11 protein-coding genes and 1 riboswitch are annotated in these 13,338 nt (G+C 63.0%); of the genes, 1 reads left to right on the forward strand and 10 read right to left on the reverse strand.

Annotated elements, in window-relative coordinates; all coding sequences use genetic code 11:
• From cobU to cobO, 7 genes are all read right to left on the reverse strand, one after another.
• Positions 1-521: bifunctional adenosylcobinamide kinase/adenosylcobinamide-phosphate guanylyltransferase (cobU, locus tag IAE39_RS18975; protein WP_201205356.1), on the reverse strand; the 521-nt coding region annotated here is incomplete at its 3' end.
• 1 nt (position 522) lies between these two features.
• Complete coding sequence (locus IAE39_RS18980) at positions 523-1,977, reverse strand: cobyric acid synthase (protein ID WP_201205357.1); 1,455 nt, start codon at positions 1,975-1,977, stop codon at positions 523-525.
• Complete coding sequence (gene cobD, locus IAE39_RS18985) at positions 1,974-2,966, reverse strand: threonine-phosphate decarboxylase CobD (protein WP_201205358.1); 993 nt, start codon at positions 2,964-2,966, stop codon at positions 1,974-1,976. Before cobD ends, IAE39_RS18980 begins: the two co-directional genes overlap by 4 nt.
• Complete coding sequence (cbiB, locus tag IAE39_RS18990) at positions 2,959-3,867, reverse strand: adenosylcobinamide-phosphate synthase CbiB (RefSeq protein WP_201205360.1); 909 nt, start codon at positions 3,865-3,867, stop codon at positions 2,959-2,961. Before cbiB ends, cobD begins: the two co-directional genes overlap by 8 nt.
• Positions 3,864-4,514 (reverse strand): 5,6-dimethylbenzimidazole synthase, encoded by a 651-nt coding sequence (bluB, locus tag IAE39_RS18995; RefSeq protein WP_201205362.1) that lies wholly within the window; start codon positions 4,512-4,514, stop codon positions 3,864-3,866. Before bluB ends, cbiB begins: the two co-directional genes overlap by 4 nt.
• Positions 4,511-5,806, reverse strand: a complete 1,296-nt coding sequence (locus tag IAE39_RS19000; RefSeq protein ID WP_201205364.1) for a cobyrinate a,c-diamide synthase — start codon at positions 5,804-5,806, stop codon at positions 4,511-4,513. Before IAE39_RS19000 ends, bluB begins: the two co-directional genes overlap by 4 nt.
• Entirely contained in the window at positions 5,803-6,414 is a 612-nt protein-coding gene (cobO, locus tag IAE39_RS19005; protein WP_201205366.1) for a cob(I)yrinic acid a,c-diamide adenosyltransferase, read from the reverse strand. Before cobO ends, IAE39_RS19000 begins: the two co-directional genes overlap by 4 nt.
• 120 nt (positions 6,415-6,534) lie before the next feature.
• A riboswitch (cobalamin riboswitch) is annotated at positions 6,535-6,754 on the reverse strand.
• 157 nt (positions 6,755-6,911) lie between these two features.
• On the opposite strand from cobO, the gene IAE39_RS19010 reads away from it, so the two are divergent.
• The gene (locus IAE39_RS19010) at positions 6,912-7,490 is read left to right on the forward strand and encodes a hypothetical protein (protein ID WP_201205368.1); all 579 of its coding nucleotides are present in this window, start codon (positions 6,912-6,914) and stop codon (positions 7,488-7,490) included.
• Positions 7,491-7,510: 20 nt separating this feature from the next.
• Here IAE39_RS19010 and IAE39_RS19015 read toward each other — a convergent pair whose 3' ends face one another.
• The 3 genes from IAE39_RS19015 to IAE39_RS19025 form a co-directional block, all read right to left on the reverse strand.
• Positions 7,511-10,054 carry a dermonecrotic toxin domain-containing protein gene (locus IAE39_RS19015; protein ID WP_201205370.1) on the reverse strand — a complete coding sequence of 848 codons (2,544 nt, stop codon included), beginning with the start codon at positions 10,052-10,054 and terminating at the stop codon, positions 7,511-7,513.
• A gap of 87 nt (positions 10,055-10,141) precedes the next feature.
• Positions 10,142-12,688, reverse strand: coding sequence for a dermonecrotic toxin domain-containing protein (locus IAE39_RS19020; RefSeq protein ID WP_201205372.1), 2,547 nt, complete (start codon positions 12,686-12,688; stop codon positions 10,142-10,144).
• A 93-nt stretch (positions 12,689-12,781) separates the two neighbouring features.
• On the reverse strand, positions 12,782-13,315 hold the full coding sequence (locus IAE39_RS19025; protein WP_201205374.1) for a C40 family peptidase: 534 nt from the start codon (positions 13,313-13,315) through the stop codon (positions 12,782-12,784).
• Positions 13,316-13,338 lie beyond the last annotated feature (23 nt).

Below are 13,338 nucleotides of genomic sequence, written 5' to 3' on the forward strand. Positions count from 1 at the left end.
TCACAACCCCCCCCTTTCAACACCAGAGGCAACCCCGCCACCGTCAACACCACCCGCTGACAGCGCTCAGCCACCGCCTGGTGCAACCACCCCGCCAGGTCGACGTAGCGCCGGGTCAACTCGCCCATCGGCACCACACCCAGCCCCGTTTCGTTACTGACCAGAATCAGCGTGCCCGGCAACTGCTCCAGGCAGGCCAGCAGGCCGTCACGCTCTTCGGCCAGACGCTGCTCGTCTTCAAGCATCAGCAGGTTGGTCAACCACAGGGTCAGGCAATCCACCAACAGGCAGCGCCCTGGCGCCGCTTCGGCGCGCAGCACCGATGCCAGCGCGAGGGGTTCTTCGATCAACCCCCATTCAGCTGGTCGACGCTGGCGATGCAGCAGCACGCGTTCATTCATTTCACTATCCAGCGGCTGACTGGTTGCGATGTAGGTCACTGGCAGGCCGCTGGCACTGGCCAACTGCTCGGCCAGGCGGCTCTTGCCCGAGCGGGCGCCGCCAAGGATCAGGTTGCGCATGTCAGGCCACCCCGCACAGTTGGCGCAGAAGCGCGGTGTCGAGGTGTTTTTCCACCAGGTCAGCCAGGCGCTCGATGTCGCGTTCGCGCAAGGCCTGGTAATCAATCACCTGCACATCCTCCAGCCCAGCCCAGCGCAGCAACGCTGCGCACGACTGGCTACCTTCGAACAGGCCGTGCAGGTAGGTGGCCAGCACCTGCCCGTCGGCACTGATGGCTCCGTCGCAACGGCCATCGGACAGGTGCACCGCAGGCTGCTGCAGGGCCGGGCCAGTGGTGACCCCGGCATGGATCTCATAACCGGTAACTGCCGATGCTTCAAGGTTCAGCGTCCCGGCAACGTTACGCAACTGCTTCTCGGCTTCCAGCACCGTGGCATAGTCGAGCAGGCCAAGCCCTGGGCTTGAGCCGGCGGCCCCTTCGAGACCCAGCGGGTCATGCACCTGGCGGCCGAGCATCTGCAGGCCGCCGCAAATCCCGATCAGCTTGCCACCATAGCGCAAGTGCCGCTCGATGGCCTTGTCCCAGCCACGCTCGCGCAGCTGTGCCAGATCGCCGCGCACGCTCTTGGAGCCCGGCAGGATGATCAGGTCGGCAGCCGGAATCGGCTGGCCCGGGCCAATGAACTGCAGGTCCACCTGCGGGTGCAGGCGCAGCGGGTCGAAATCGGTGTGGTTGCTGATGCGTGGCAGCACCGGCACGATCACCTTGAGCACCCGCTCATGCTTGGCGCCCTGGCGCACATCGATGCCGTCTTCAGCTTCCAGGTGCAGGTCGGTGACGTACGGCAGTACGCCGAGCACCGGTTTTCCGGTGCGCGCTTCCAGCCAGTCCAGCCCCGGTTGCAGTAGCGCAATGTCGCCGCGGAAGCGGTTGATAACAAAACCTTTCACCCGCGCCTGCTCACTGGCCGACAGCAACTCCAGCGTGCCTACCAGGTGGGCGAACACACCGCCTCGGTTGATATCGGCAACCAGGATTACCGGGCAATCAACAGCTTCGGCAAAGCCCATGTTGGCAATGTCGCCGGCACGCAGGTTGATCTCCGCCGGCGACCCGGCACCTTCGACCATCACCACCGGCCAGGCAGCGCTCAGGCGCTGGTGCGACGCCAGCACCGCCTGCATGGCAATGGCCTTGTAGTCGTGATAGGCCACCGCGTTCATGCTGGTAACGGCGCGGCCATGGATGATCACCTGTGCGCCGGTGTCGCTATTGGGCTTGAGCAACACCGGGTTCATGTCGGTGTGCGGCGCCAGCCGGCAGGCCTGGGCCTGTACCGCCTGGGCACGGCCGATTTCACCGCCATCGGCCGTCACCGCGCTGTTCAGCGCCATGTTCTGCGGCTTGAATGGCACCACGCCGACGCCCTGGCGCAACAGCCAGCGGCACAACGCAGTCACCAGCGTGCTCTTGCCGGCGTCGGAGGTGGTGCCTTGCACCATGAGGGTGGTCATGCCGTTTCCTTTTGATAGTCCGCCAATGCCAGCGCCAGGCGTTGCTCGTCCGCTTCGCAGGCAGGCAGCCCCAGGCGCACCGCTGCCGGGTGCTCGAACAAGCGCACCAGGATGCCGCGCCGGGCGAGAAAGTCGTGCAGCTGTGCAGCGCGCTCGTTGCGCACGTACTGGAACAGGTCACAGCCACCACTGGGCGCCAGGCCGGCGCCGCGCAGCAAGGCCGCAAGCCGCTGGCTGGCGGCGGCACAGCGCTCCACCTGTACGCACTGGGCGGCCTGATCCGCCAGGCTGGTCTGCGCCAGTACCCGGGTAGGGCCGTTCACCGTCCACGGGCCAAGCAACTCGGCCAGGCGCAGCAGCAGGCTGTGCTCGGCAACGACAAAGCCCAGGCGCACCCCGGCCAGGCCGAAGAACTTGCCGAACGAGCGCAGTACGATCAGCCCCGTGCGCTCGGTGCAATCCACCACGCTGTCTGCCGGGGTGTTGTCCATGAACGCTTCATCGACCAGCAGCCAGCCACCGCGGGCAGCCAGGCGTGCATGCCAGGCCAGCAGGCGCTCACGCGGCACGCGGTGACCGGTGGGGTTGTTGGGGTTGACCAGCACCAGTACATCAAGGCTGTCGAGCGTCGCCTCGACCTGCGCTTCATCCAGCTCCACCAGTTGATGCCCTGCCCGTTGCCAGGCGTACGGGTGCTCGGCATAGCACGGGCTCAGCACCCCTACCCGGCCGGCTGCGCGCAGCAGCGGCAAAGCCTGGATCGCGGCTTGGGAACCTGCCACCGGCAACAGTTGGCTGGCGCCATAATAGGCGCGTGCGGCGTCTTCAAGACCGTCTTCGGTCTCCGGCAGGCGCGCCCAGGCGTCCATGGGTATCGGCGGGATCGGGAATGACCAGGGGGCAATGCCGCTGGACAGGTCGAGCCACTGCTCCCGGGCGATACCATATTGCCGCACCGCGCGTAGCAGGCGACCACCGTGTTCAAGCATTGAGATAGGCCCCCAGGCAAATCACCAGCAGCCACAGCCACACGCCGCGCTGCACCAGCCCCCAGCCGCGCTCGATGGCGTCGGCATCGGCCACCGGCCCCTCACCCAGGCGCGGCCGCTCATGCAGCTCGCCGTGGTACACCGCAGGGCCGCCAAGCTCAACGCCCAGCGCGCCAGCGCCGGCAGCCATCACTGGCCCGGCATTGGGGCTGTCCCACAGCGGGCCCTGCTTGCGCCAGCAGGCCAGCGCCAGGCGCGTCTTGCCCAGTAGCGCATAAGTCAGCGCCACCAGCCTTGCGGGAATATAGTTGAGCACGTCGTCGATGCGCGCCGCGCACCAGCCGAAGCGCTCGAAACGTTCGTTGCGGTAACCCCACATGGCATCCAGGGTATTGCTCAGGCGGTAGAGCACCACGCCCGGCGCACCGGCGACCACGAACCAGAACAACGCGGCAAACACTGCATCGCTGCCGTTTTCCAGCACCGACTCGGTGGCCGCCCGGGCCACAGCCGGCTCGTCCAGCTCGCGGGTTTCGCGGCTGACCAGAAAGCCGACCCGGCGCCGCGCCTCTTCCAGGTCGCCTTGGCGCAAGGCATTGGCCACCGGCAGCACATGCTCGCCCAAACTACGCAGCCCCACTGCACAGCACAGCGCCAGCACATCCACCAGCCAGCCGATGTACGGCAGCCACGACAGCACCAGCGCCACCAAGGTCAGCGGCACCACCGCCAGAAACCACGCGCTGACGCCATGGCTGCGCCAACCGCGGCCGCCGGCATTCAGGCGGCGCTCAAGGTTACCGGCCATGTTGCCGAAGGCCACCAGCGGATGGCGGCGCTGCGGCTCACCCAGCAACGCATCCAGCGCCACCCCGGCCACAGTCAGCAAGGCCACACTCATTGACGCTCTCCCCATTGGTTCTCAAAGAGCATTTCGCTCAAGGGCCGCGCTTCGGCCCAGTTTTCCTGCACCAGCATCGGCACCGGGTAGAACTCGGTGACCGGCCCCAGGCACAGTACCGCCACCGGCTTGGCGCCGGCGGGCATACCCAGCAGCGCCGCCAGTTGCAGCGGGTCGAACAGCGACACCCAGCCCATGCCCAGCCCTTCGCCGCGCGCTGCCAGCCACAGGTTCTGGATGGCACAGGCCAGCGAGGCCAGGTCCATTTCCGGCAGGGTGCGGCGGCCGAAAATGTGCGGCTCGCGGTTGTCCATCAACGCCGCCACCAGCAGCTCGGCACAATCATTGATGCCTTCCACCTTCAGTTTCATGAAGGCATCGGAACGCTCACCCAACGCGTCGGCAGTGCGTACCCGCTCCGCCTCTACCAACGCCTGGATGCGCGTGCGCAGGTCGCGCTGGGTGATGCGGATAAAGCGCCACGGCTGCATCAGCCCAACGCTGGGCGCCTGGTGCGCTGCGGCCAGCAGGCGGCCCAGCAGCTCCGGCGCCACGTGGCCACCGGCGAAATGGCGCATGTCGCGGCGCTCGCCGATGGCCCGGTAGATCGCGGCGCGTTCGGCTTCGCTGAAAGCGTGTTCGCTCATGGCCGCAACAGCGCCGCCGCCGCATCCGGGTTGGAGGGGAAGTAGAAATGCACATAAGAGGCCGTCAGCCGGCCCAGGCGATACACCGCTTCATTGCCGCGTCCGCCGTTGGGGCTCAGGCCGCGGGCGATCGGCTCCAGCGCAGTGCTGGTCAGCGAATGGTGATAGGTGTGCCCGCGCAGGGTGCCTTCCGGCAATTCCACCGCCTGCAGGGCCAGAGCCGCCAGGCGCTTCTGCATGGTCGCCTCGCCCGCCAGCAGGCCAAGCAATTCGGCGCGCTCGCCGGCCACATCGGTCAGGGCATCGAGCAGGTACAACATCCCGCCGCATTCGGCCAGCAACGGCTTGCCCTGTGCGTGGTGGGCACGGATCGCTTCGCACATCGGTGCGTTAGCCGCCAGCGCGTGATGGTGTAGCTCAGGGTAGCCGCCCGGCAGGTACAGGCTGTCTACCGCAGGTAACTCACGGTCGTGCAACGGCGAGAAGAATTCCAGCTGGGCACCGAGGTTGCGCAGCAGCTCGAGGTTGGCGCCATAGGTAAAGGCAAACGCCTCGTCCCGCGCCACGCCGATACGCACACCCGCCAACAAGGCCGGGCAGGCTTGCGGTTCAGGTTCGGCAAAGCTTACCGGTGGCGGCAACGCCGCATCGCAACTGGCGCCCAGCGCCTCGGCGGCAGCGTCCAGGCGGGCATCCAGGTCATTCAGTTCGCTGGCCTGGACCAGGCCCAAATGACGGCTGGGCAGTTCGATGCCGCGTTCGCGGGACAAACCGCCATACCAGCGCAGGCCTTCGGTCAGGCTGCCTTCCAGCAGTTGCGCGTGGCGCAGGCTGCCCACCCGGTTGGCCAGCACACCGGCAAACGGCAAGTCGGCCTGGTAACGCGCCAGACCCAGGGCCAGTGCGCCAAAGGTCTGGGCCATGGCCGTGCCGTCGATCACCGCCAGCACCGGCACACCAAAGTGGCGCGCCAGGTCGGCGCTGGACGGGGTGCCATCGAACAGCCCCATCACCCCTTCGATCAGGATCAGGTCGGCTTCGCCAGCCGCTTCCCACAACAGCCGCCGACTTTCCTCGGCGCCGATCATCCACAAGTCCAGCTGGTACACCGGCGCGCCACTGGCCCGCTCGAGAATCATGGGGTCAAGAAAGTCCGGGCCGCACTTGAACACCCGCACCTTGCGCCCGAGGTTGCGGTGCAGGCGAGCCAGTGCGGCAGTGACGGTGGTCTTGCCCTGGCCCGAGGCGGGTGCCGCGATCAGCACGGCGGGGCAATGGCGCGCCTGGCTCACAGTTCGACGCCCTTCTGTGCGCGGATGCCGGCCTGGAAGGCATGCTTGAGCATGCCCATCTCGGTCACGGTGTCGGCCAGTTCGATCATTTCAGGTTTGGCAGCGCGGCCGGTGACAATCACGTGCTGCATCGGCGGGCGGGCCTGGATGTCGGACAGCACCTGGTCAAGGTCGAGATAGCCGTGCTTGAGGGCGATGTTCAGTTCATCCAGCACCACAAACTGCACGCTTGGGTCCTGCAGCAACTGGCGCGATACCGCCCAGGCCGCTTCGGCGGCGGCGATGTCGCGCTGGCGGTCCTGGGTTTCCCAGGTAAAGCCCTCGCCCATCACGTGGTAGCGCACCTGCTCGGGGAAGCGACGGAAGAACAGCTCTTCACCGGTGCTGTTGCGGCCTTTGATGAACTGCACCACACCGCACTGCATGCCATGGCCCAGGGCGCGCGCAAGCATGCCGAAGGCCGAGCTGCTCTTGCCCTTGCCATTGCCGGTCAGCACCAGCAACAGGCCGCATTCGTTGGGGGAATTGGCAATACGTTCGTCGATGATCGCCTTCTTGCGCTGCATGCGCGCCAGGTGGCGTTCGTCGCGGTCGGTGGATTCGCTCATGGGGTTCTCCGCAGGCTGGCACCACGGCAAGGCGCGGCGGCAGGGATTAGGCAGGCAGACGGAGAACGCGCAGGGGCCATGGCAAGGCGCCACGGTGCACCGCGCATCACCCTCCGTGATGCCGTTGGCAGATATCAGGCCGGTCTCCGGGCTTGTGAGCGGGCCTTGGCCCTGGCCTGCGCGCCTTCCCGGGTACGCACACCCAGTGGCCCTGCGCGGCCGCGACTCACCTACCGTTGCGGGGGCAGCGCCGGAATCGCGCCCTGCTGGCGCCCACCGGCTTCCCAGTTTCACCCTGCCCAGTCGAGACTGGCAGGGCACCTGAAACACGCGCGAAGGTTAGAGGGTTGTACCGGGAGCGTCAATCGAAGCAGGCTTCACAAGGCTGAACACGCAAACAGCGTGCAATGGCCTTTACGCCAACCTGTGCCACACTGATATCACATAGCCACCACTCTCAACTGCATGCAACCACAGCCACAACAGGAGAGCGCAGTATGCGAGGCCAGATCATCAACAACACAAACCTGCAGTTCCTAAGCCCGGTGCTGGAACGCTGGATCGACTGTATCGACCGCTTCAACCAGTTTGCCGGCGACGCCGAAGCCCCCTACTGGCATGGCGCAGCCGCCAACACCGGGATGCTGGCTGCAGCGGCCTGGCAGGCTGAACTGGCGGCGCTGGAGCAATTTGCCGGCAAGAAACAGCGCGACGAAGGCGAATATGAAGGGCGCTGCGATCTGTCAATCAGCAGTGCTGACGAAGTGCTGTATCTGAGCATCAGCCAACGCTGGCCAAAGTTCGCCAAGCTGGACGTGGCACCCGCCCTTCAACAAACCGCTGCCCTGGCCCGCCAGGTGGCCTACCCCAGCCAGTTGAAAGCCGGGGCACTGTTCATCACCCCTTGGAAGCCAGGCCAGCACGCCAGCCCCGAGGAATTGCAGGACCTGGTCGATGACCTGCAGAAGCACACCGCCTGCGCCATCGCCTGGTACTTCCCGTATGCGTACCGCAAGCTGCACAACGAATCAGGCCAATACTTCCCGGGGGTAGCGTTGCTGCTCAAACAAGCCTGAGGCGCCTGCCACCTTTAAAATCAGGCGGGGAAAAACCGTTCGACCAATCGTGGGTTGCCCAGGCGTTCAACATAGGCCTGCCTGACAAACAACTCACCAGTGCGCAAGTCATACACCGGGCCGGACGCCGGCTTGGGTACCTGGCGCAAGCGAACGTTGACGAAGCGATAGTCGGCCCCGGTAATCTGGCCGATGTGTTCGATCTGAAAGTAGGCACCCGGCATGAACAAGGTTTCGGCCTCTTCCTTGTAATTGGAAAATACCGTGACCGGAACACCACTTGAATACGCCCCGGCAGGCAATTCGAACACCACTGAACTTTCATCGAACACGCCATGCTCCCCAGTGCTCGCTATGTCGTCCGGGTCGGCAGCGAACTTGCGCATCATGTAGGGGTTTTCGGTAAAGGATGAGAGGTCGGTATTGACCAAGGTGTCACCCACTTTGAAACGGCCACTGCGAAAATGCACGCCACTGGTGCCGCGCACCCCGTGCCCGCCGCGGTACAGCGGCACAGCAGCGTCCCGAGGCAGGCGCTCCATGCTGGTTGCCAGCTTGTTCAGGTAGCTGACCGGCCAGCCGCGCTGATCACCCATGCGCAGGTAATTGTTGATTGAATCATCATAGGTGTAGAGCTCGATCAAACTGTTGTTATAGTGCGCACCCTCCCGGTACGTGTAATGCGCCACCCCTTCGTACTCGACGTATTCATAGTCCTGGGCGTCATACAACGGCTCGCCACCATTGGGCACTGAAGCAATATCCCCGGCGTCCAGAAGCGCCTTATGCCTCACATGCGCCTCGGAGGACATTGCAGCACTGCGTTGCTGGTTGCTACGCATGTACTCATCCCAGAAGGGTGATGGCTCACTCGCCAGGCCGTCACCGGGTGCGCCCCCCTTCAGCCGTGGCGGTTCGAGCAATTCCCACTCACCTGTGCCAGACAAGCGAACCGGTCGCATTGGAGCGAAGGCAAACGGATTATCGGGGTCAACGATCAGCCAGTGCTTGAGCTCGCTGCTATAGCGCACGCGATAAGGCAAACCGGACAAATCGATCCAGCATTCACCGTAAGGGCCAAGCCGGATGCCCTTGAGCTCGTCAGTGCCGAGCGCCTCACCCGCCAGCACCACATTGGCCTCTTGCCCCAGCAAGACCTTTTCAGGTGCGGGTGCCACTTGCCAGCCGACCAGGGAAGCACCTGTTTCATGATACGCAGGCTGATGCGACAGCGCCTTGAGCGTGCTCGAAGCCTTGGTGTCGACTTCAACCATACCCATGGCCGCGAAAATACTGTCGAATATCGCCGCCCCCAGCGCCGCCTCGCGGCCTTCGCGGGTACGGGCATGCAGGCCCAGGTCAACGTCTACATACAGTTTGCCGAACGACAGCCCAAGGATCGCCAGTGGCAGGCTGGGGCACAGCGGCGCCAGGTAAAACGTAAAACGCAACAATACATCGAGATAACCGTTGAGCATCCCTTCCCGTAACCGCTGGTTGTCTACCAGCATTTCGGCGTTGTGGCGCATGTTCTGCGCGGCATCTTCGCCCAGGTGGCCAAAAAAGTCCGTTGAAAAGGGGCGATAGTTACGCTGAAGGAGGCCCAGTGCCTCGTGCTCGCTACGGCTTCCTGCGATGGCTTGGAGTGCCTCCCTTGCATCATCCGTTTCCACCGTCAGCTGTGGGTCTGTGACGATGCCCGCCAGCACGCGCTGCAAACCATCCCGAGAACCCAACTGCGCCTTGAACCATCCCGCCATCGCTTGCTGCGAGTCAAAGCCGCGCAAGGCCTGCTCGTCGAAAGGCAGGTAAAGCACTGTTCGCCCGCTGGGCAGCGCCAGCACATACATCCATACCCGCCCTGCACCTGCGGGGTGGCAGGCGTTTACGGTTACTTCGCTGGGAGCAGCCGCCTGGCGTAATTGCTTCAGGGTCGGCACGCTGCCCTGCGGTTTCAAAGCGGTATCTACCAAGCATCGCAGTTGAGCAGCGTCGTCCGCGCTGATGGTACCGTCACGCAATGCACGCACGCATTGCCCCAAAAGGTTGACCTTGGCCAACACCTGAAAGTCGCCAGACCGGGTGGCCCAGAAGTCATTCACCTGTTGGCGCACAAGCTGGGCAAAATCCAGTTTCCAGAAGTCGCGCTGCACCTCCCGCGCCAGCATCGGCACTTCGTTGCGCTCATCAAACCATGGAGCGTGCGGGCCCTGCCGATAGAAGCCGCCATACAGGTCCAGCTCATCGGTAGCATCCTGGAAGCCCAGGTCAAAACGTTCGATGACCAGTTCGGTCAGGCGCAGCGACTTGATTGGCGGGCCACTGTGCGCCCAGCCATTGAAACTGCGGCTGCTGGAACTTGCGCCCGTGAACTGATGCCACCAGACACGATCCGGGTCCCAGTCTTTCTTCGTGTGCCGGCGCAGGATTTCGCCGGCATGGGTGCGGGCCAGCCGATAGGGGTCGGGGTAATCCCGTACAAAATCCCGTGCCAGCTGCGCCAGCTCATGGCCAACCCCCAATACATGAAGGTTGTGCTGCATTGCCTGTTGCAGATCGTACATAGTCGTTTCCTGATGGATACCGGAAACGAAATGGTCGCCAGCCGCCCTCCTCCGGCGGCTGTAGATATGTCTGGGCGCGAGGTGTTATTAACCAGGGAAGAAGCGGTCTGCCAAAGCTGGCGTGCGAAACCGGGCCCGGTAGCTGGACAGGTCGAATTCCTGGCCGGTACGCAAGTCGTAAAATGGCCCGGCAGCAGGTTTTTCGATTTGTCTCAGGGTGACGTGAATAAAGCGGTAATGCTGCCCATACACTTGCTGAAGCTTGTCAATCCGAAAATACCTTCCTGGCAGGAACAGCGTTTCTGCTTCATCCCAATAAAGTGAAAAGGCACTGATGGGCGTACCGTCCTGGTAGGCCTTGGCCGGCAGCTCAAAGACCACGGAAGTGTCATCGAAGATACCCGGCTGGCCAATAGGCGCCTGGGCAGAACGCTGAGAGGCGAAAGCTGTGACCATGTAGGGATTTTCAGTAAACGATGTCAAATCGGTATTCACCAGCACATCACCAACCTTCAACTTCCCCGTTCGATATCGCTCCCCGCCGGTACCTCGTGATAAATGGCCGCCACGATACAGGCTGACATCCTGGTTTTTGGGAAGGCGCTCCAGATTGCCAGCAAGCTCAAGCAGGTAGTCATCTTCATCGCCATACTTGTAGAACCCGACCCGGAACACGTCGTTTACCGTTGTTTCATCGCAGGTGTAATACTCGATCAGCGAATTGAAATAGTCGCGGTTGTAGCGGTATGTATACTGAGGGGAGCCATCCTGCAGGATGCAGTCCAACCCACGGCTGTCCAGTGCAGGCGCCTGTCCTACTGGCAATTCGGGAATAGCCCAGTCTTTGAGCAGCGCTTTCTGCCGGTGCAATGCACTGGCCGAAAGTATCTTGCTGTCTACTGCGTTTACCGAGGTATAGGCATCCCAGAACTGCGACGAAACACTGCCCATGCCTTCAACCGGTGGCGGCGTGCCTCCCAGCAAGCGTGGCGGCACCAGCAGTTCCCATTCATCATGCTGATTGAGGCGCACCGGGTAAATGGGGCCAAAGCTGAACGGGTTATCAGGTTTCACAACCAACCAGGCTGACAGCTCGTGGCTGTATCGCACTCGGTAAGACAACCCGTTCAAGGTAATCCAGCAGCTACCGTCATCGTTGACACGCACACCATGCAAACGACCATGTTGTGCCAGCTCTCCTTCTACCAGCGCATTGGTCTCGATTCCTTCGATTGGCAATGTGGCAGCAGGCGCCACCTGCCACTGCTCCAGCGAAGCGCCCGCCTCGTTTTGTGGTGCCTCATAGGTGAGAAAGGCAAAGCTGGATTGAAAGCCCAGGTCTGCCATGTTCAACGCTGCAAACAGGGTATCAAGCATCGCGCTGCGCAACGCTGCCTTGCGGCCTTGCTCATCCTGGGTATTCAACGCAACATCTACTTCCAGGCCGACCTTGCCAACACTGGCGCCCAGCAGTGTCAGCGCCATAGGCCAACCCAATGGGGCAAAGCCACCGAACACCTTGATGAACGCACCCAGGTAACCCGTCCACATGGCCTTGCGCAGGTCGGCATTGCTGGTCATTACCGCTGCACTGATGCGCATTTCATGGGCCACCTGATTACTCAGATAGGCGAAGAAATCGCCCTTCAACGGCCGCTTCATGTAAGCCAGTAACGCTTCAGCCGCCTGGTCTGTCTGGCTGTCGGCAATACTGCGCAAGTGGGTACGGATCCCATGCGCCTGTTCTGCATGTTGCGCGTCGGCATGAGCGGCCGTGGCAAATGCGTTCATCACGCTGGGGTTGCCCAACTGCTGGCGAAGCCAGGCTGCCATCGTCAACTCGGACTCAAAGCCCTGAAATGCCTTTTCCGACCATGGCAGGTACAGCAGTGTTCGCCCGTCAGCTGCCGCCAGGCTATAGAGGCAGCCCCTGTCGCTTTCATCCAGTGCATAGCGGCTGATGACAAACGGGTTGGCATTGCTGCTGCGCTGAAGAATAGCCAGTGTCGGCAAATCTCCCTCGGCCAGGTCACTGGCAACCAAGGCGCGTAAACGCCCCCAGTCAGTCTGGTTGATACGCCCGCCATCCAGAGCCCGGCGCCCCTGCCCGAGGACATTGACCTTGCCCAGCACCTGGTAATGCGCTTTGTGCTTACGCCAGAAACCATTGATCTGCTCACGATTAGCCTGGGCAAAATCCAGCGCCCACAAATCCGCCTTCACGTTGCTGCCCAGCATACGCACTTCGTTTCGCTCATCGAAACTGTTGGCGTGCGGGCCTTGCCTGTAAAACCCGCCATTGAGGTCAAGGTCGTCAGGTGCTTCTTGAAAGTGCGAATCGAAGCGCCGGATGATCAGCTCTGCGAGGCGCATCGACTTCAATGGCCGCCCGTGATGCTGCCAGCCGGTGAAGGTACGCGCACTGCTGCTGGCGCTCTCGAATTGGTGCCACCAGATAAAACGCGCCGACATGGCCCGCCCGGTGTGCTTGCGCAAAATCGCAGCGGCATGCTGGTTGGCCAACGTGAAAGGGTCTGGGTAGTCACGAATGATGTCATACACCAGCCGCACCAGAGGGCGGCCGGCATCGAGTGTATCGAGGCTGCGGTTGACGCGATCTTTAATGGAGGTCATTGCCCTTTCCAGAAGAAGATGGATCGAGCGACCATCTTCTTTGTTCAGCAGGGCAATGCGCGGTAGCGGGATGCTGCCAGTGCGCAGCAGAAATCAGGGGTTCTGTGCGAGGTGCCCTTGCGGGATCACCCGCTTGGCCTGCAGGTAGGCCTTGGCCCAGTAACTGTTGGACAGGTAGTCCAGGCGTACGGTGCCACCTGTGGAGGGGGCATGCACGAAGCGGCCTTCCCCTACGTAGATACCGGCGTGGCTGACTTGCGAACCACCACTGGTAGCGAAGAACACCAGGTCACCGGACTGCAGCGAGCTGGCATCGACTGTCGGCGCGCGCATGACGATCATTTCCCGCGTCGAACGCGGCAGGCTGATACCCGCGGCGTCACGGTATACGTACTTGATCAGGCCGCTGCAATCAAAGCCGGAATCCGGGGTGTTGCCGCCCCAGCGGTACGGCGTACCCACCAGACCAATGGCGCGAATCAATACGTCATCGGCAATCGGCGAAGGGCTGGGCTGGCTGTAGGTAACCTGTGGCTGTACCACAGGGGCCGGCGCAGGCGCACGGCTGGAGCAGGCAGCCAGCAAGGCTGCCAGGGAGAGTAATGCGAAGCGCGCCATCTTTACCATGGCCGGAACATCCTGTCTTGGAC

The sequence above is a fragment of the Pseudomonas sp. S37 genome (assembly GCF_016658545.1).
GTDB lineage: Bacteria > Pseudomonadota > Gammaproteobacteria > Pseudomonadales > Pseudomonadaceae > Aquipseudomonas.